General features: G+C 58.5%; 16 protein-coding genes and 1 pseudogene. 3 read left to right on the plus strand and 14 right to left on the minus strand.

The features are described from left to right. Positions 1–21: 21 nt before the first annotated feature. The 8 genes from ACSQ3D_RS03290 to ACSQ3D_RS03325 all read right to left on the minus strand — a co-directional run bounded on the left by ACSQ3D_RS03290 (position 22) and on the right by ACSQ3D_RS03325 (position 8,609). Entirely contained in the window at positions 22–1,200 is a 1,179-nt protein-coding gene (locus ACSQ3D_RS03290) for a deoxyguanosinetriphosphate triphosphohydrolase (protein ID WP_436126175.1), read from the minus strand. A 43-nt stretch (positions 1,201–1,243) separates the two neighbouring features. Continuing rightward, complete coding sequence (gene aroB / locus ACSQ3D_RS03295) at positions 1,244–2,347, minus strand: 3-dehydroquinate synthase (RefSeq protein WP_436125913.1); 1,104 nt, start codon at positions 2,345–2,347, stop codon at positions 1,244–1,246. Positions 2,348–2,427: 80 nt separating this feature from the next. Beyond that, positions 2,428–3,546, minus strand: a complete 1,119-nt coding sequence (locus ACSQ3D_RS03300) for a hypothetical protein (protein WP_436125914.1) — start codon at positions 3,544–3,546, stop codon at positions 2,428–2,430. 18 nt (positions 3,547–3,564) lie between these two features. Further along, positions 3,565–5,697 (minus strand): type IV pilus secretin PilQ, encoded by a 2,133-nt coding sequence (gene pilQ / locus ACSQ3D_RS03305; RefSeq protein WP_396503502.1) that lies wholly within the window; start codon positions 5,695–5,697, stop codon positions 3,565–3,567. Next, the gene (locus tag ACSQ3D_RS03310) at positions 5,694–6,236 is read right to left on the minus strand and encodes a pilus assembly protein PilP (protein WP_396503501.1); all 543 of its coding nucleotides are present in this window, start codon (positions 6,234–6,236) and stop codon (positions 5,694–5,696) included. The genes pilQ and ACSQ3D_RS03310 overlap by 4 nt, the downstream gene beginning before the upstream one ends. Continuing rightward, positions 6,236–6,904, minus strand: a complete 669-nt coding sequence (locus ACSQ3D_RS03315) for a type 4a pilus biogenesis protein PilO (protein ID WP_436125915.1) — start codon at positions 6,902–6,904, stop codon at positions 6,236–6,238. The genes ACSQ3D_RS03310 and ACSQ3D_RS03315 overlap by 1 nt, the downstream gene beginning before the upstream one ends. After that, positions 6,901–7,533, minus strand: a complete 633-nt coding sequence (locus ACSQ3D_RS03320) for a PilN domain-containing protein (RefSeq protein ID WP_396503499.1) — start codon at positions 7,531–7,533, stop codon at positions 6,901–6,903. Before ACSQ3D_RS03320 ends, ACSQ3D_RS03315 begins: the two co-directional genes overlap by 4 nt. After that, on the minus strand, positions 7,530–8,609 hold the full coding sequence (locus ACSQ3D_RS03325; RefSeq protein WP_436125916.1) for a pilus assembly protein PilM: 1,080 nt from the start codon (positions 8,607–8,609) through the stop codon (positions 7,530–7,532). Before ACSQ3D_RS03325 ends, ACSQ3D_RS03320 begins: the two co-directional genes overlap by 4 nt. Positions 8,610–8,878: 269 nt before the next feature. Between ACSQ3D_RS03325 and ACSQ3D_RS03330 the strand changes: the two genes are divergently transcribed. After that, positions 8,879–11,278 (plus strand): penicillin-binding protein 1A, encoded by a 2,400-nt coding sequence (locus ACSQ3D_RS03330; RefSeq protein ID WP_436125917.1) that lies wholly within the window; start codon positions 8,879–8,881, stop codon positions 11,276–11,278. 112 nt (positions 11,279–11,390) lie between these two features. On the opposite strand, the gene cyaY is transcribed toward ACSQ3D_RS03330, so the two are convergent. After that, positions 11,391–11,720 carry an iron donor protein CyaY gene (cyaY, locus tag ACSQ3D_RS03335; RefSeq protein ID WP_056415320.1) on the minus strand — a complete coding sequence of 110 codons (330 nt, stop codon included), beginning with the start codon at positions 11,718–11,720 and terminating at the stop codon, positions 11,391–11,393. A 12-nt stretch (positions 11,721–11,732) separates the two neighbouring features. Here cyaY and ACSQ3D_RS03340 point away from each other — a divergent pair. Continuing rightward, positions 11,733–11,801, plus strand: a pseudogene (locus tag ACSQ3D_RS03340) (LPS translocon maturation chaperone LptM); the annotation flags it as partial. Between the two features lie 338 nt (positions 11,802–12,139). Continuing rightward, positions 12,140–12,958 (plus strand): MBL fold metallo-hydrolase, encoded by an 819-nt coding sequence (locus ACSQ3D_RS03345; RefSeq protein WP_056422884.1) that lies wholly within the window; start codon positions 12,140–12,142, stop codon positions 12,956–12,958. Positions 12,959–13,054: 96 nt separating this feature from the next. Here ACSQ3D_RS03345 and ACSQ3D_RS03350 read toward each other — a convergent pair whose 3' ends face one another. The 5 genes from ACSQ3D_RS03350 to ACSQ3D_RS03370 all read right to left on the minus strand — a co-directional run bounded on the left by ACSQ3D_RS03350 (position 13,055) and on the right by ACSQ3D_RS03370 (position 19,329). Further along, positions 13,055–13,720 (minus strand): sulfite oxidase heme-binding subunit YedZ, encoded by a 666-nt coding sequence (locus ACSQ3D_RS03350; RefSeq protein WP_436125918.1) that lies wholly within the window; start codon positions 13,718–13,720, stop codon positions 13,055–13,057. A 119-nt stretch (positions 13,721–13,839) separates the two neighbouring features. Further along, complete coding sequence (gene msrP, locus ACSQ3D_RS03355) at positions 13,840–14,844, minus strand: protein-methionine-sulfoxide reductase catalytic subunit MsrP (protein WP_056415311.1); 1,005 nt, start codon at positions 14,842–14,844, stop codon at positions 13,840–13,842. Positions 14,845–15,018: 174 nt separating this feature from the next. Beyond that, entirely contained in the window at positions 15,019–16,365 is a 1,347-nt protein-coding gene (gene ccsB, locus ACSQ3D_RS03360) for a c-type cytochrome biogenesis protein CcsB (protein WP_436125919.1), read from the minus strand. Then, positions 16,362–18,527: a cytochrome c biogenesis protein ResB gene (locus ACSQ3D_RS03365; protein WP_436125920.1), complete on the minus strand. Its 2,166-nt coding sequence runs from the start codon at positions 18,525–18,527 to the stop codon at positions 16,362–16,364. The genes ccsB and ACSQ3D_RS03365 overlap by 4 nt, the downstream gene beginning before the upstream one ends. A gap of 160 nt (positions 18,528–18,687) precedes the next feature. Continuing rightward, the gene (locus tag ACSQ3D_RS03370; RefSeq protein WP_436125921.1) at positions 18,688–19,329 is read right to left on the minus strand and encodes a c-type cytochrome; all 642 of its coding nucleotides are present in this window, start codon (positions 19,327–19,329) and stop codon (positions 18,688–18,690) included. Between the last annotated feature and the right edge of the window lie 23 nt (positions 19,330–19,352).

A 19,352-nucleotide genomic window follows, 5' to 3' on the forward strand; every position in this document is an offset into this window, starting at 1 on the left:
GCCCCGTCGCCGCCGTGCCACTCACGCGGACAGGAGACGCTGCCCCGTCAACCGCTCGTGTTCTCGCGCCGCAAAGCGGTCCGTCATGCCCGCGATGAAATCGGCCACCGCCCTGGCCCGCAGAGGCCCCTCGTCCAGCGACGCCTGCTCGGCGAAGGCGGCTTTCATTTCCTGGGGGGATGCGGTGTACGCGGCGAACAGGTCCCGCACCACCTGCTGCGCCAGGCCCGTGGTCTCCATCACCTGCGGGTGGCGGTACAAGTTCTTGAACAGAAAGCGCTTGAGCACCTGCGAGCGCTCGCGCATGGCGTCACTGAACATGACCAAGGCCGGCGCACGGCGCACGGCATCGACGCTGTCGGGGGCCACGCGATCAATGGCGGCTTGCGTGGTGTCGATCACGTCGTAGACCTGGTCGCTCAGCATGCGCCGGATGGTTTCGTACAACAGCCGGCGCTGGCTGGAGGGCTGCGCCAGGTCCGGGAAGCTGGCGATGGCGGCCACCCGGTAGTGCTCGAACAATGGCACGTCCTGCAACTGCGCCATCGATATCAATCCCGAGCGCACGCCATCATCGATGTCATGCGCGTTGTAGGCAATCTCGTCCGCCAGATTGCACAACTGCGCCTCCAGGCTCGGCTGCTCGCGGCGCAGAAACCGGGCTGCGACGCCATGGGGCTCCACGGCTTCCAGCTGCTCGGCATGCACGCGGGAGCAATGCTTGAGCACGCCTTCGCGTGTTTCGAAAGTGAGGTTCAGCCCGTCATATTGCGGGTAGCGCTCTTCCAGCTTGTCGACGACCCGCAGGCTTTGCAGGTTGTGCTCGAAACCGCCATGCTCCAGCATGCAGGCGTGCAGCGCGTCCTGGCCGGCATGCCCAAACGGCGTGTGGCCCAGGTCGTGCGCCAGAGAAATCGCCTCGACCAGGTCTTCATTGATGCGCAACGATCGCGCAATCGAACGGCCCAGTTGCGCCACCTCCAGCGAATGCGTCAGGCGCGTGCGGAACAGGTCGCCCTCATGGTTCAGGAACACCTGGGTCTTGTAGACCAGCCGGCGGAACGCGGTGGAATGCACGATGCGATCCCGGTCGCGCTGGTAGTCCGTGCGTGTGGGGGCCGGCAGTTCGGGATAGCGACGTCCGCGCGTCGAAGCCGGATCGCAAGCGTAGGGAGCAAGGCGCGCTAAGTGATAAGACAAGATATGAGAACCCACGAGGGTGGACGAAGCGAATATGACACTTCTATGACCTGGGCTCACAACATGCGTCAATGACCTCCCTCACGAGAGCATCAGGCGCCGTTCGCAACGTTGCATTGCCTGGGCCATCAATTACAACAAAACGAATCTCGCCAGCCTCAGATTTTTTATCGACGCGCATAAGTTCGAGATAGCGGCCAGCATTGTCATTCGCGTCAATTATTGGCCCAATTGTTGGCAACATAGCGCGCGTAATTAGAGACGTCAGGCGCTCCACAAACGATCGATCCACTAATCCCAGTCGACATGAGAGCTCTGCTGCCATGACCATGCCGACCCCTACACCTTCACCATGAAGCCATACACCGTACCCAAGCCCTGCCTCGATGGCATGTCCGAATGTATGGCCGAAGTTCAATATGGCGCGAAGCCCGGACTCCTTTTCATCCTGACCAACCACCCCGGCCTTGATTTCGCAACTGCGACGGACTGCGTATGCAAGGGCTTTCCGATCTTTGCCAAGCACCGCCTCGACGGAATTCTCGAGCCACTTCATGAACGACATGTCGGCGATAGGCCCGTACTTGATAACCTCGGCCAAGCCAGCACTCATTTCTCGTGGAGGCAATGTATCAAGGGTAGAGAGGTCGCAAATCACCAGTTTGGGCTGGTGAAAGGCACCGATCATATTCTTTCCTTGAGGATGATTAATTGCTGTTTTTCCACCGACGGACGAATCAACCTGAGCTAGGAGCGTGGTAGGAATCTGCACAAAGGGAATCCCGCGCATGTACGTAGCGGCAGCAAAACCGGCAATATCCCCAACAACCCCCCCGCCCAAAGCAAAAAGTACGGTTTTACGATCGCATGCCCAACTGATTAATGAATCGTATATTCTCCACAAAGACTCCGTATTTTTATATGACTCACCATCCGGCAAAATAATAATTTTAACACCACTTCCATGGCCTGCAAGCCTGTTACGCAAATTATCAAGATGCAGTGCAGCAATGGTCTCGTTTGTCACAATTACACAATCACTCACTGAACCCAAAAGCGATTTCAATGATATTTGCGAAAAAATATCCGCGCCAATTAATATTTCATAACCAGATTTTTCAAGCAGGACAGGAACTCGCTCTATCATAGCAATCAATCCTTAAATTTATTAATTTCCAAAAACAAAAAGCCAATCCGAAGATTGGCTTTTTCTGATTTAACGCCGATTTAGGGACATGTGATTGCAGCGCCACCATCTTTGATGGTCATGGTCACAGTCTGCTTGATAAGTTTAGAATCGTAAATATCGATGGGCACTACCCTATCCGCAGTCACACATCGATTAGCACCAGGTGCGCCGACAGTCAATGTTGAACCGACAACAGTCACTGTAGCAAACGCCGAATCTGCGACGCTGATCAGGGGCGTGTACGGAGCAGTTCCCCCGGAAATTAGATAAGTCAAAGAGGCATTTCCTTTTTCTGGAACTTCCTGATTTGCAGGTGCGACCCTGAGCGTATCACTATTAACAGTGACAGATACGATGATCGACTGCCCTGTGCTGTCCGATACACTAATGGATGCGGTGCCCAAGGAGAGCAGATTGACGCTCACGCTGGAGCCAGACACAGATGCCGATGCAACAGCACTATTCGTTGAACTCACCGCGTAAGGGGCAATGCCACCTCTAATGGAAATGCTGCTGCTAGTTCCAGCAGGACCCGTAATCGTAGCCGGACTTACGCTCATGGTAGATATAGCAACAGTAACCTGAATGCTAAAGGTCGACCCCAGACTGTCAACCACTGAAATGGTTGCAATACCAGATTTCGGCTGAGCTGTGATAACAACACTTGAGTCGGAAACACTAGCAGTAGCTACACTGGCGTCTGTAGTTGTCACGCCGTAGGGACCGACACCCCCTCGGATAGTAACTTGTTGCGACTGCCCTGGTGCCAGGTTAATAGCCGTACCTATATTACTTGATATCGGCACCACCTGCGCGGTAACAGAAACCTTGACCGTTTGTACAGGCAAACTGGTGTCGTAAATGACAACCTCCGACGTACCCGCTTTGGTGCCAGCAACGTATAGAAAATTATCCTCACTCAACCCAACTTGCACAGCTCCATCAGAAGTGGTAACTGTGTAGGGGCCCCGCCCGCCACGAACTTCGACACCCGCTGATCCACTGGCACCAACCGGCAAGCTAATCGATTCAACTGGAGGATAAATGCGTAGCTTAGCAGACGGGCCAGTAGGCTCACCACCGCCGCTGCCACCACCGCCACAAGCGACCAGAATCGCCGAAGCGACAACAATGAAAGTTCTAAGAAGTGTGTTCATCATATTCACCAGTATTCGTTATCTTCTCGTAGCGTTCTCGGAAATTATTTTCGGAGTGATAAATACAAGCATTTCACGCTTGGTTGACTCCTTGGTACGACTCTTAAATAGGTTGCCAACCACTGGAACGTCGCCGATCAACGGCACCTTATTCTCCTGATTGGTTTCCTCCATTTCAAAAATCCCACCAATAACCACTGTTCCGCCATTCTCTATCAATATCTGAGTCCTTATATGTTTCGTATCAATAGCGACACCTTGGGTAGTAGTCTCCCCGCGACTATCTTTATTGACATCAAGGTCCAATATGATGTTACCCTCCGGAGTTATTTGCGGTGTGACTTCAAGTTTCAATACTGCCTTCTTAAATGCAAGCGTGGTAGCTCCGTTTGGAGCAGTAATCGAGTAAGGATACTCAGTCCCTTGCTCGATAAGCGCCTTCGTTTGATCCGCAGTAATAATGCGCGGACTTGAAACAATCCGTCCTTTACCATCGGCCTCCATAGCTGAGAGCTCCAACGTGAGAAAACGGTTAGCTGCAGAATTGAAAATTGACAGAGCAAAACTGCCTACAGTACTAACGTTAGAGAGACTAGCAGGAAGATTAACAAAGTTTGCGTTGGCATTTGTAGTCCCACCCGCACCGCTGGATGATACTGCGTTTTCGTAGGAACTACCGAATGCCACTCTGTTGTTGCCTCCAAGACCGTAGCCGCCGTCGCCACCACGATTGGCGCGCAAATCTGCGCCGCCTAGCCTCACACCCAGAGACCTGCCAAACGAGTCCCGCGCTTCAACAATACGTGCCTCGATCAAAACTTGTCGAACTGCCACGTCCAAGTTTAGTAAAAGCTGCCTCACCTCTTCCAACTTACTTGCGGTATCTGTCACAAATAACTGGTTAGTTCTTGGCTCCGCAATCGCACTTCCACGCTCAGATAGGAACCGTGTCGACGTTCCGCTACCGCTCCCACCAGAGCTAGCCAATTGCGTGAGGATATCCGCAGCCTTAGCATAATTTAACTGATAAGCTTGGGTTCTCAACGGCTCAATCTTCTGAATTGACTGGGCTGCTTCAAAATCCTTCTTTATACGCGAATCAATTTCATCTTTAGGGGCGATCCATAACACGGTTCCCGTCTTCTTCATCCCCAAACCCTTTGCATCCATAATGATTTGCAGAGCTTGGTCCCAAGGTACATCTTTCAGGCGCAGCGTCAGAGTCCCGGTAACAGTGTCGGAAGTAACAATATTAAAATTCGTAAAATCAGCAATAACCTGAAGCAACGAGCGAACTTCTATACTTTGAAAATTCAGAGACAGCTTCTCCCCAGAAAATCCCGGACCCTGGGTGATTTTCGTAACGTCAATCTTCTTTTGGCGAACCTCAACCACGAACTGAGTATCACTTTGATATGCACTATGTTCCCAATCACCAATCGGCTCAATACTCATCCGCACGCGGTCACCAACAACTGTGGTGGCAACGGACTGCACGGGAGTGCCAAAATCGGCAACATCCAGCCTCCGCCGAAGTCCCTCTGAAAGCGAAGAGCGCAGGAAATCGATTGTCAGGCCCTTCCCCTTTTGTTGTATATCAACACCCGTATTGCTGGTACTCAAGCCCACTACGATTCTTCCAGACCCGTCACTTCCGCGGCGGAAGTCAATGTCCTTTAGCGGTAAAATTTGGTTATCGCCAAGTTCCATAGCAGGTGAAGCTTGAGGAGCAAAAGATACGGAGCCTTGTGCCGAGCCAAGCGTTAACACCACAGATTTTTCAACGATATCTGCCCTGTAAGAAGTCGGCGTCTTGAGATTCACAACAATCCGAGCACGGTTATCTACCTGCACAAGGTTAATGGATTTAATATTTCCAGAATTCACCTCGTACAAAGTTTTACCTGTCGAGCTCGACATATTATTAAAATCTAAGGCTATGCGAGCTGGCGCCTGTACTGCAAATCCAGTGGGCAAAACACTAGGCGCATCTTGAAGTTCAATTCGCACAACCTCCACTCCACCCTGAATACTACTGCTAATAGCATTAATGGTATTCTGCGCATTCGCAAAGGTCGACAGTAGCGCCGCGAATGCCCCAAGACAGAGGACACGACATAATTTCACCAAAACCATACCATGCTGTTTCATTTCTTCCCCTCTTGCAATTCTAGAGCGGTGCTGCGCTCAATCCAGTCACCGCTCGGATCTTGAATGATCTCTCGAAGACCAATAGAAGACTCAGTAATCCCGGTTATTTTCCCATAGCTCTGCCCGATATAATCGCCTTTTCGGACTTGATAGAGCAGATTATCAACTTTCAAAAGCGCAACTATAGAACCGTTTTTATTCAGGCTACCAACCATTGTCATTGCATCTAATGGAAAAGCTTCGAGAGGCTCTTTCCTCCGAGTCATTTCGGGAGCAATCAATGCAGCGTTCGATGCAAGCTGAACCGAATCTCGACGGAGTGCCTGCACCAACTTCACTGGGCTGAAAGGCTCAGTATTACCGTCAGCAGTGTATCTCTCTGGAGAGAATTTTTTCGGCTCCGTCAATGGAGTCACGCGAGGCTTCGTTGTAGCACGCTGCTCTGCCATCCACACCTTTAATTCGTCCTCTCCGGTAGGAATACATCCTCCGATCGCCAAACAGGCCGCCAGAGTTACAAAGGTATAGATCCGGGCCATCACTTCTTCCCTCCAGCATTTCTTTGCGCTTGCACCTCGTCCGGATCCAGATAACGGAAAGTTCTCGCTGTAGCTTCCATCACCAGACTACCACTGTCACGCGCGGCAGGGGATATCACCATGTTATTTAGCGTAACGATTCTTGAAAGATTAGCCACATCTGAAGCAAAGGCACCCATGTCGTGATATCTGCCATTCACACGTATCGATATAGGAAGTTCCGCATAATAATCTCGAGCGACAACTTGCCCAGGCCGAAACAATTCAAACTGCAAGCTGCGCCCCAGTCCTGCTTGGTTAATATCTGACAGAAGAGCTGCCATTTCTGCTTTGCTAGGCAACTGCTTTTCCAACTGTATGACGTATTGCTGAATTTGCTCACGCTGCTTTTTTAACTCATCCAGGCTAACTGCTTTAATCAATTTCTTTTGATAATCTTCCTTCAGAACAACCTCTTTCGCCCGCACAGTGTCAAGCTCCACCTCATAATCAGACAGCAAAGCATACCAACAAACCACAGAGACAGCCACAGCTATAAAAAGACACAAAAATACTTTAGGCAAAAACGGCCAGAGCGACGGATCCTTAGAATCTAGATTTCGAAATTGACGCGATATGTTACTAAGAACTTGCGCATACTCAATAGACTTCTTTTTGGACTCTCTCATTTCAGTCGCTCCCTAGCAGAAATGCTCGCAGCACCGGCACCTGCCGCATCGATAGCCTTTTGCGCTTCGCTTGCTCTTACCAATTGGAACTTCATATTGAACGAGGCCACTCTTCGCTGATCACGCGTACCCACTGCGACATTGCTCGAAACAATTTCCAGTAGCTCCGGCTTTGTAAACCATGGGGTATTATTAGCAATATTCCGTAAAAGCTCCGACACACGTTCATTCGATTGAGCTATACCCTGCAGCGAGACAGTCTGATCGGACTGTCGGAGGGCCGTTAGGTAAATGCCATCAGGCAATTGTTTAACCAATTCGTTCAGCAAATGTACGGGAAGGTTTCTATCTGACTGCAGGTCTTCAACAGCCTTCTGCCTAGCACGCAGTGAAGCAATTTCATCCTCGATAGTCGCAATTTCCTTAATCTGGCCTTCGAGTATTTTTATTTCGGCCTGTATGAAGTTATTCTTTTGCTGCTGATCAGCGATCATCAACTGAAACCACCAATAGATTCCACCTGCTATTGCAAGGCCGATCAGAAATGATGCAAACATCGTGGCTTGAAAAGCCTCTTTTCTGCGCTTGCGAGCAGCCTCTCTATGTGGAAGTAGATTAATTAGAATCACTGCAAAAACCTCCGCATCGCAAGACCGCATGAGGTCAGATAAGAAGGCGCCTCACGCACCATTTTTTTCAGCCTGACGGAACTTCCTATTTCCATTCCATCAAACGGATTCACCGCACTGCAAGCGAAGCCTGATTGTTGCGTGACAGCTTCAGTGAGACCAGGCAACGGCGCGGAGCCACCGGCCAGCAAAATATGGTCGACTCGGTTGTGTGGAGTACTTGTAAAAAAGAACTGAAGTGCTCTACCAATTTCCTGCGCCATGCTCTCTACAAACGGGCGAAGTACGACAGGTGAGTAGTCTTCTGGTAGGTCACCACTTCGCTTTTTACCCTCTGCCTCTTCCATGGAAAATCCGTATTGGCGAACAATCAACTGCGTGAGCTGCGCGCCGCCGAAGGCTTGATCCCTGTCGTACAGAACCTCTTCGTTGCGTATCACCTGCATGCTGGTCGTGAGAGCACCGACTTCGAATAAGGCCACCATGGCATCGACGCCATTGTTTGGCAGGCCTTCGATAAGACGACCAGCAGCGAGTCTGGAAGCGTGGGATTCAATATCAACAATCACGGGTTTCAGTCCGGCGGCTTCGGCCAAACCTTGACGGTCCTGCACCTTGTCTCGACGCGAGGCAGCAATGAGAACATCCACATCGCCGGGGGCATTTTTGCTGGGTCCTATGACGCAGAAGTCTAAACTTACTTCGTCAAGCGAGAAGGGGATGTACTGGTTTGCCTCAGATTCGACCTGGACCTCCAACTCCTGCTCAGTCATCCCCCCAGGCAAAGTGATCTTCTTGGTGATAACTGCTGACGGAGGCAAGGCCAGTGCCACGTTTTTCGTACGCGTTCCGCTTTTTTTGACTAGTCGACGCAAGGCGTCGGCCACTTCGTCAAACTTATCGATGTTGCCATCAGTGATCCATCCGCGCTCCAGTGGCTCGATAGCACAACGCTCCAGAACCAGTGCGCCGGACTTGTCGCGCGCAAGCTCCACCAGCTTGACGCTGGAGGAGCTGATGTCGATTCCCAGCAGCGGCGCCGACTGGCGATTGAACAAAGACCCCATTGAGCTCAAGATTGGTCCCCTAAAACTTGCCAAAACGAGGCAACAAAACTTAACACTTCACATGAATGCTATCAGTAAGGTACTTCTCCAGCAAAGATTTTTCCCCGTGTAACGTTGTTGGAGCGTTGCCAAAAGCAGACGATTTTCAGTCCCTGCGCAACACCGTTCAGCGGCGACTTCCCACCTTTCGGCGGGCGATCGGACTACATGAACACAGGATTTCCCCTTCCAGGGACACGCATTTTTTATAATGGGCGGTCTTACCCCCTCGGAGCGATATGTCGCCCTCTCCATCGAAGCCTTCCGACAAGTCGGACTCCCCCGCCCCTCGCGCTCGCCCCACTTGGCTTCGCTGGATCTTTCTTGCCTTCGCCTGGACTGCAGGCCTGGCGTTGGCCGGCGCCTTCGGGCTGGCCCTGACCATTGCAGTCGCCCTGGCGGTGGCCTATCCCAACCTGCCCGACATCTCTGACCTTGCGGACTACCGCCCCAAGCTGCCCTTGCGGGTCTACTCCTCCGAGGGAGCCTTGCTGGGCGAGTTCGGCGAAGAACGCCGCAACCTGACACCCATCAAGGAAATCCCCACGGTCATGAAAGACGCGGTGCTCGCCATCGAGGACGCCCGCTTCTTCCAGCACGGAGGGGTCGACTACAAGGGTGTCGTGCGCGCAGGCCTGGCCAATCTCGGCCGCGTGAAGAGCCAGGGCGCCTCGACTATCACAATGCAGGTAGCGCGGAATGTTTATCTTTCGTCAGAAAAAACATTTACTCGCAAAATTTACGAAATCTTACTCACGTTCAAGCTCGAGCATTTATTGACAAAGGATCAGATTCTCGAGATTTATATGAACCAGATTTATCTGGGGAATCGAGCCTATGGTTTTGCCGCGGCGTCCGAGGCCTATTTCGGCAAACCATTGAAATCAGTATCGATTGCAGAAGCTGCGATGCTGGCCGGCTTGCCCAAGGCTCCTTCGGCCTACAACCCGATCAGCAACCCCAAGCGCGCCCGTTCGCGGCAGCTCTACATCATCGAGCGCATGCAGGAGAACGGCTTCATCACCGCCGAAGAAGCCGTGGCCGCCAAGAAGGAACAGCTCAAGATCCGCTCGGGCCCCGACAACACGCGCGTGCATGCAGAGTACGTGGCAGAAATGGCCCGCCAGCTCATCTTCACGCAGTACGGCAACGAGGCCTATACCCGCGGCCTCAATGTGTACACCACCCTCAATGCCGCAGAGCAGGAGGCCGCATACACGTCCCTGCGCCGCGGCATCATGGACTACGAGCGGCGCCAGCAGTACCGCGGCCCTGAAAAGTTCGTGGCCCTGCCCACCAGCGCTCAAGAGGTGGAAGATGCCATCGACGATGCGCTGGCCAACCACCCCGACAACGGCGACGTGCTGTCTGCCGTGGTTCTGGAGGCGTCGGCCCGCAAGATTGTTGCGGCGCGTGCCAACGGCGACACCCTCGAAATCACCGGCGACGGCCTCAAGCCCGCGCAGTCCGGCCTGAGCGACAAGGCGCCGCCCAACATCAAGATCCGGCGTGGCGCGGTGATCCGCGTGGTGAAGACGCCCAAGAATGCCTGGGAAATCACGCAGCTCCCTGAAGTGGAAGGTGCTCTCGTGGCGTTGGACCCCCGCACTGGTGCAATTCGCGCTCTGGTCGGCGGCTTCGACTTCGACAAGAACAAGTTCAATCATGCAGCGCAGGCATGGCGCCAGCCGGGCTCGAGCTTCAAGCCCTTCATCTACTCCGCGGCGCTGGAAAAAGGCTTCACGCCCGCCACCGTCATCAATGACGCGCCGCTGTTCTTCGATGCGGGCACCACGGGCGGCCAGCCTTGGGAGCCCAAGAACTACGACGGCAAGTACGACGGCCCGATGAGCATGCGCACGGGCTTGGCCAAGTCCAAGAACATGATCTCGATCCGCATCCTGCAGGCGGTCGGCCCCAAGACGGCCCAGGAATGGGTGTCGCGCTTTGGCTTCGATGCTGAAAAGCACCCGGCGTATCTGACGATGGCGCTGGGTGCAGGGTCGGTCACCCCGCTTCAGATGGCGACCGCCTATTCCGTGTTTGCCAATGGTGGCTACCGCGTGAACCCCTGGCTGATCGCGAAGGTGACCGACCACAAGGGCCGTGTGATCTCAGAAACCACGCCACCCGAGACCAGCGAGCAACCCCGCGCCATCGACGCCCGCAATGCGTTCATCATGAACAGCCTGCTGCAGGAGGTCACGCGCTCTGGCACGGCGGCCCGCGCGCAGGCCACGCTCAAGCGCCCGGACCTGTATGGCAAGACCGGTACGACGAATGACTCGGTGGATGCGTGGTTTGCGGGTTATCAGCCCACCGTCGCGGCAGTCACCTGGATCGGCTACGACACGCCGCGCAACCTGGGCAGCCGCGAAACCGGCGGGGGCCTGAGCCTGCCGGTGTGGATCAGCTTCATGGAGCGGGCGCTCAAGGGCGTGCCGGTCATGGAGGCCAAGGTGCCGCCAGGCGTCGTGAACGTGGGCGGCGAGTGGTTCTATGAAGAATACGCCCGCAATGCAGGCGTCGCGAATGTGGGGCTGGACGACCGGTCTGCCGCATCGCCCGCAGGTGCGGCCCCCCACGCACCACCGCCCACCGAAGAGCGAAACCGCATCCTCGATCTGTTCCGCAACTGACAGTCCCGGAGCACTCCCCGAAGGACTGGTGGCCGGACAGCGAACGGCCGCCAGCCAGAAGCGCCTGCATTCAGCGCAGCGGGCTGCTGCTGCCGGCGTGCTGGTTTTCCCGTCAGGCGGTGAACTGCAGCGGCATCCCGGACTGCTGCGTGGCATCACGGGTCAGGCAGGCGAAGAAGTCGCCGGCGCCCTTGGTGTCCTGCCAAGCGGTGCCGTCAAACTTGTAGTGGTAGCCACCGGACTTGGCGGCCATCCATACTTCGTGCAGCGGCCGTTGCAGGTTGATCACGATCTGGGTGCGGTTGGGGAAGGTCAGCGTCACCATGCCGCCCGACCGCTGCGCATCCACATCGGCGTCCGTGTCATCGTTGATGCGATCACAGCTGCGCTCGACGGCGAGAAGCAGTTTTTCGGCGTGGTCCAGGAATTCGAGGTCGGTCATTACAATTTGCGCATGTTGAAAGCTTCCCAAATTCTAGTCAGGACGCTTGTCCTTGCTGCCAGTGCGGCAGCGCTTGCCGGTTGTGGTCAACGTGGGCCGCTGTATCTGCCCACCGACCCTGCGGCAGCGCAGCGCGCCACGCTCCCGCAAACCCTCACGCCCAGCAGCATGAACATCAACAGCAGTACCGGCACCGGCGCAGGTGTCGATACGGACAGCTCCGCCAGCCCGTCCGCGCCCGAGGCCACCGCGCCGGCCCCAGCCGCTGCGGCCTCCACCCCGCGCTGAACGCGCACGTGCAGCCGCAGCCAAGCCCGGACAAGCCCGCTGCGCATCAATCCTCTGACCCTTGATTTCCATCAAGGACGTTGCGAAGGGGCCATCGTAGATTCGGTGCTTTATTGCACTGCAGGATGGCCATGGCCCTGGAACTCTACCGCGACAAGAACCATGCTTGTCTGATGTTCACCGACCTGATCGAGGAAGACGGCCAGGCCGTGCAGGCCAATCAATTCCTGATCGTGGACGACGACACGGGCGCCATCATCGACCCGGGCGGGAACCTGGCCTTCAACGAGCTGTTCATGGGGATGACCAAGCACTTCCCCCCGCACAAGCTGTCCTACCTGATTGCATCCCACGCGGACCCGGACATCATCGCTTCGCTGGACCGCTGGATGACCAGCACCAAGGCGGACCTGGTGATCTCGCGCGTGTGGGAGCGGTTTGCCCCCCACTTCACCAAGGTCGGCAAGACCGAAAACCGCGTGATCGGCGTGCCCGACAGCGGCGGCCACCTGCCGCTGGGGCGCCATGAGCTGGTGCTGTTGCCGGCGCACTTCATGCATTCCGAGGGCAATTTCCACTTCTACGACCCGGTCAGCCGCATTCTGTTCACGGGCGACCTGGGGGTGTCGATGATGTCGGGGGCCGAAGCGCGCGTGCCGGTTACCGACCTCAAGCCCCACATCCCGCGCATGGAGGGGTTCCACCGCCGCTACATGGTCTCCAACAAGATTCTGCGTCTGTGGACACAGATGGCGCGGAAGCTGGAAATTTCCATGCTGGTGCCGCAGCATGGCGCTCCCATCATGGGCAAGAAGGCCATTGGCGACTTCTTCGACTGGATCGAGAACCTGATGTGCGGCATCGATCTCTTTGACGACCGGGCCTACCAGATCCCCACGGCCCACATCGATCCGGTGAGCCGGCAAATGCGTGCCCAGCCATTGCGCTAGCGCAGCTGGTCTTCAAGTGTCAAAAGTCACTCTACCGCTTGATAGTCAAGCGCTGCCAGCTATTATTTCAATAGCAAATCAAACCGCTGCGCTTCTTCAGGATTTGGCGCGTGCGGCCGGCGTTGCAGGCCGGCTGGCGGCCCCGCCACGGTGGGCCGCAACGCGGTCCTTGCGCAGCCGGTGCCACAGCCGCCAGCCCAGCAAGGCGGCCAGAATGGCGGCATACACCGCGACCTCGCCAAAGTTGTTCTTGCCGGCGCGCATCCAGAAGAAATGCAGGATGCCGAGCCCCGCCACGGCATAGACCGTGCGGTGCAGCGCCTGCCAGCGCTTCGCACCCATGGCCTTGATGGCGCGGTTGAACGATGTGGCCGCCAGCAGGGTGAGCAGCAGCAAGGCCAGCGATCCCACCAGGATGAAGGGCCGCTTGGCGATGTCGCGCAGGATGTCCGGCAGATCGAACCCCATGTCGAACCAGGCGTAGCTCAACAGGTGCAGCACGGCGTAGAAGAACACGAACAAACCCAGCATGCGCCGAAACCGCGCCAGCTGCGGCGTGGCAGTGATGACGCGCACGGGCGTCACCGCCAGCACCAGGCACAGCGCACGCAGCGTCCAGTCACCGGTGGCGCGGATCAGCGCCTCCGCCGGGTTGGCGCCTAGCTGGTTGGCGGCCGTGGCATACACCAGCCAGGCCAGTGGCAGCAGGCACAGCACGAACACCACGGGCTTGGCGGCCGGATGAAGCAAGAGTTTTCGCATGGGGTGCCCAGGCTGGGGGATCGGTGTGCTGGCGTACAGACTTAATGTCGTGCCGGTGTGTAGCTGGGAGGCGAGGCCGAGCGGGGCGCTGGTCGGTGGCCCTGCCCGGCGCCCGCAGTTCAGTAGAACTTCTTGAGGTCCATGCCCGCGTACAGCTGGCCGACCTGGGCTTCATAGCCGTTGAACATCAGCGTCTTGCGCTTCTTGGCGAACAGGCCGTCTTCGCCGATGCGCCGCTCGGTGGCCTGGCTCCAGCGGGGGTGGTCCACTTCGGGGTTCACGTTGGAGTAAAAGCCGTACTCCTGCTTGGCCGCCTTGTTCCAGGCCGTGCCTGGTTCCTTCTCGACGAAGCGGATCTTGACCAGGCTCTTGGCGCTCTTGAAGCCGTATTTCCATGGCACCACCAAGCGCACCGGCGCGCCGTTCTGGTTGGGCAGCACCTCGCCATACATGCCGAAGCTCAGCAAGGTAAGCGGATGCATGGCTTCGTCCATGCGCAAACCTTCCACATACGGCCAGTCCAGCACGCGAGAGCCGACAAAGGGCATGGTCGCCTTGTCTGCCAGCGTCACGAACTCCACGTACTTGGCGCTGCCCTGGGGCTCCACGCGCTTGATCAGCTCGGCCAGCGAATACCCCACCCACGGCACCACCATGGACCAGCCCTCCACGCAGCGCAGGCGGTAGATGCGCTCTTCCTGCGCGCTCAGCTTGAGCAGGTCTTCGATGCTGTACTTGCCCGGCTTCTTGACCAGGCCCTCGACTTCCACCGTCCAGGGGGTGGTCTTCAGGGTGTGGGCATTGCGGGCAGGGTCTGCCTTGTCGGTGCCGAATTCATAGAAGTTGTTGTAGGTGCTCGCGTCCTTGTAGTCGGTGAGCTTTTCCATGGTAACGGCCCCGGCCACCGTCGACCGGGTGCTGGCCAGCGCGGCCAGCTTGCCGGGCTTGGGCACTGCCGCCGCCTGCGCCATGGCCTCGCGCCCTGCCCAGGCCGCCAGGGCAGCGCCTGCGGCACCACCGGCCATCAGGCGCAGCATCTGGCGCCGGTCCTCGTAGACCGAGCGCGGCGTGATCTCCGAGGAGTGCGGGTGGTTGAAGCCTTTGTCGCGGGGCGGGATCAGCATGGCGGTCTCCGGTGTTCTCGGGTTGAAACAGTGTGACGATAGAGCAGAACAACTGCTAGTTCGTTCCCTGTACCGCTCAGGTTACACCGAAGACGCAATAGTTTCCATCGCGCCGACCGCACCACCCATTCGCACCACGCCATACCCCGGGGGAATGGCGCCCTGTTGTTCTTCTTACAGCGTGCCGTAGCTGTGCAGCCCCGACAGGAACATGTTCACGCCCAGAAAGGCGAACGTGGTCACCGCCAGGCCGACCAGCGCCCACCAGGCCGACAGGGTGCCCCGCAGCCCCTTCATCAGGCGCATGTGCAGCCAGGCCGCGTAGTTGAGCCAGACGATCAGCGCCCAGGTCTCCTTCGGGTCCCAGCTCCAGTAGCCGCCCCAGGCCTCGGCCGCCCACAGGGCGCCCAGCACGGTGGCGATGGTGAAGAACGCAAAGCCCACGGCGATGGACTTGTACATCACGTCGTCCAGGATCTCGAACGACGGCAGGCGCGCCGCGATGCGCTTGCGGCCCAGCAGGATGCCCGCGACGATAAGCGCGGAGATGCCGAAGTACACCATCCAGTAGCTGCCGCCGTTCTCGGTGGCACCCTGGCGGAAGACGATGGGCTCGAAGCACAGCACCACGCCCAGCAGCCACAGCGGGGCCAGCTTGTACCAGCGGGTTTCGGTGGCCTGCTGCTTGATCAGGTAGGCAAAGGCCACCATGGCAGCCAGCGCGAAGGTGCCGTACCCGATGAAGTTGGCGGGCACGTGCAGCTTCATCCACCAGCTTTTCAGGGCCGGCACCAGGGGCTGGATCTCGTGCGCCTCGCGCACCACGGTGTACCAGAGCAGAAAGCCCACCGCCGCGCTCACCACCAGCATCACGAAGCCGCCCAGGGCCCGCGTGTCGTACTGCTGCTCGTAGTACAGGTAGAACGCTGCGGTCATCCAGCAGAACAGCACGAACACCTCGTACAGATTGCTTACCGGGATGTGGCCGATGTCCGGGCCGATGAGGTAGCTCTCGTACCAGCGCACCAGCGTGCCGATGAGCGCCATGGCCACCGCCACCCAGGCGATGCGCGAGCCCAGCAGGCTCATCGTGCGGCCTTCGCCGCGCGAGAACATGCCCACCCAGTAGAAGATGGTGCTCATGAAGAACAGCATGCTCATCCACAAAATGGCGGACTGGCTGGACAGGAAGTACTTGAGGCCGAACACCGTGTCGGCACGCGCCAGGCTGCCCGCGCCGTCCTGCTGGTACAGGCCGATGGCCATCAGCGCCACCGCCGCCACCACCAGCAGCAGCACGCGCAGCGGGCGCCAGAACCAGCACAGCCAGATGGTGCACGGGATGGCGCCCAGCAGGATACCCTTCTCGTACACATCCATGAAGCTGCCGTAGCGCTGGAGCGCATACAGCCCCCCTGCCACGACGATGGCGGCAAACAGCCAGTCGAACCAGTTGCGGCGGGCGAAGAACCCCTCGTTCAGGGTGATCACGGTGGTCGTGTTGCGGGTGGCGGTGTTCATGCGGTGCCTTCCGGGGCCTTGGTGGCCCCGATCAGTTTCTGTGCAAGCTGGACGAACTCATGGTCGCCGTCCATGGTTTTTCGATTGGTCGACAGGGCCATGACGGCGTGGCTGCGCGTGCCATCACCGTCGCGGGGGGCGAGCCAGACCCATACGCGGCGCTCGCGGACGTAGAGCATGGCGAAAACGCCCAGGATCAGCAAGGCGCAGCCCAGATAGACGATGTTCTTGCCCGGGGCGCGCGCCACCTGGAACACGCTGGCCTGCACCTGCGTGAAGTCCTTGAGCTCGAACACCAGCGGTGCGGGGTAGATCTGCGCGTCGGACAGCGACAGCACCGCCTGCGTCATGAAACCCTGGGTCTTTTCATCCTGCGGCAGCGGCGGCAGGCCGGCGCGCTGGCGCGACAGCTGCGCCAATTCGAACAGCGTGCCGTTCAGGATGCGCACCAGCACTTCGCCGGCGCGCGCGCGCTCGGCCTCGGGCACGTTGGCTTCCATGAAGTCCGACACCGCCTGCAGGCCGCCGGTGGGCTTGCCATCGACCATGCCCCGGCCCGCGAACAGCGCCAGCGCGCGGGATGCAGACTGCCGCAGCTGCTCGGCCAGCTCGGGGCGCGAGGCGTCGATGGCCTGCGCCACATAGCGGCGCACGGCCACCTCGCGGGCCTCCGGGTCGGCCAGGGCGGCCTTCATGCGCAGAAAGCCATCCATGCTGCCCGCATCATCGGCCGGCACGCGCAGGTAGCGGAACGGCTCGGACGGTGTCTCGCGCACGCCCAACAGGAACACGGGCGCGCCATCGCCGGTGTCCACCGGCAGCATGTAGTTGTGGAACTCGCGGGCCTGGCCTGCGGCGTCGCGCAGCTTGTAGCTCACGCTGGGGCCCACGTTGCGCAACTCTTTCTTGGTCACCGTCTTGTTGGCCGCGCCCAGGCGCGACTCCACCGATTCGCGCAGGTCGACCTTGCGCACATCCACGCCCGTGCTGCCGGGGCCGGCGCCCGCGAAGTTCTCCACGTTGATGGTGCGCAGCGCGGTGAATTCGAGCGTGAGCTTGTCGCTGCCCGGGCCGCCGCCCTTGTTGGTGAGCTCGGTGGAGTTGCCCACCACGCCCTCGATGTCGAACGGCTTGGCACCCGCCACCATGGGCACGGCACGCATCTTCAGGTGCGAGCCGCCGTCGTCGAAGCTCGACTGGTAGATCTCGATGCCTTTGTAGCTGGCCGGGTGGTTCACCTCGACGCGCGCCGGGGTCTTCTCGCCCGTGGCCTTGTCGTGGATGACGATCTCGCTGGCAAACAGCTTGGGCATGCCGGTGGAGTAGTGCTCCACGATGAATTTCTTGAGCTCGATGGCGAACGGCAAGTCCTGCAGCAGCACACCGTCGGACTGGTTCAGGATGGCCGTGCTCGACTGCGTGCCTTCGGCCACGAGCAGGTTGCCCCGGAACGTGGGGTTGCGCTCGGACAGGCGATGCTCGGGCTTCACGTCGGCGATCAGGCCGCCGCCCTGGTAGGGCGTCTTGCCGCCCAGCAGCATCTGGGCCCGCACGATGAGGTCGCCGTCCAGCAGCCCGCCCAGGCACACCAGCACGATGGCGCTGTGCGCCGCGATGTACCCGAGCTTGTTGGCCGCGCCCGCCTTGGCCGCCACCATCCAGCCCGTGCCCGGGCCGGCCGCCGTATCGCGCTGCTGCAGGCGCACCTTCCAGCCGCCGCCGGCCAGCATGGTGCCGATGCGGCGCGCCTCGGCTTCGGCCGACTCGTTCAGGTCGGCCTCGGCCTTGTGGTGAAAGGCCTTGAGGCTCTGCTCGCGGATGTTTTCCTTGTAGACCTTGAGGTCCGTGAGGATCTTGGGCGTGTTGCGCGCGATGCACAGCGAGGTGCTGGTCACCAGGAACGCCAGGATGAGCAGGAACCACCAGGCGCTGTACACCGCGTTGAGCTGGATGGCGCCGAACAGCTCGGCCCAGAATGGCCCGAACTGGTTGACGTAGTTGACCGCCGGCTCATGCTGCTTGAGCACCGTGCCGATCACCGAAGCGATGCAGATCACCGTCAGCAGCGAGATCGCGAACCGCATGGAGGACAGCAGTTCGACCCCGGCGCGCAGGGCTGCTGAACCAGACTGGACGCGAAGGCCCTGGGTGTTGTCGGACATGGATGAAGAGGAGAAAGAGCGGGGGCTGCGAGGCGCGGGAAGTGGAAAGCAAAAAGGGCGGGGCCATCCGTGCGATGGACCCGCCCTTTTTGGGGTTGTTATTGGCGGTAGGTTCCGTGCGGCGCCCTTAAAAAAGCCGCCGTGGGTTGACGAGGATCAATCAGCGCAGGCCGGCGATGTAATCCGACACGGCCTTGATTTCCTTGTCGTTCAGCTTGGCGGCCACTTGCGTCATCTGGATGCTGTTGGCGCGCTTGCCTTCACGGAACTCCACCAGCTGCTTGACGGTGTAGTCGGCATGCTGGCCCGACAGGCGGGGGTACTGGGCCGGGATGCCGGCGCCATTGGGGCTGTGGCAGCCGGCGCAGGCGGCGATGTTGCGGTCGGCGATGCCGCCGCGGTAGATGCGCTCGCCCAGCGAGACCAGTTCCTTGTCCTTTGCGAAACCAGGCTTGGCGGTCTTGGAGGTCACCCAGTAGGCGATGTTCTTCATGTCCTCGTCCGACAGGGCCGAGGCGAAGCCCTTCATGACGGGGTCGTTGCGCTTGCCGGACTTGAACTCCTGCAGTTGCTTGACCAGGTATTCAGGGTGCTGCTGCGACAGCTTGGGGTTGGCTGCGATGGCAGAGTTGCCATCGGCGCCATGGCAGGCTGCGCACACAGCCGTGAAGCTGGCCTCGCCTTTGACCAGATCGGGCTTGGCCGCCTTGGGCGGTGCCGCAGGAGCTTCCCCCGCTGCAAAGGCCGAGAAAACAGGTGCTGCCAATGCGGCAGCTGTCAACAAGGAGGCAAGCAACTTCATATCGAGGGTCTATGTTATGGGCG

The organism is Acidovorax sp. LjRoot117, assembly GCF_964252695.1.
Lineage (GTDB): Bacteria > Pseudomonadota > Gammaproteobacteria > Burkholderiales > Burkholderiaceae_C > Acidovorax.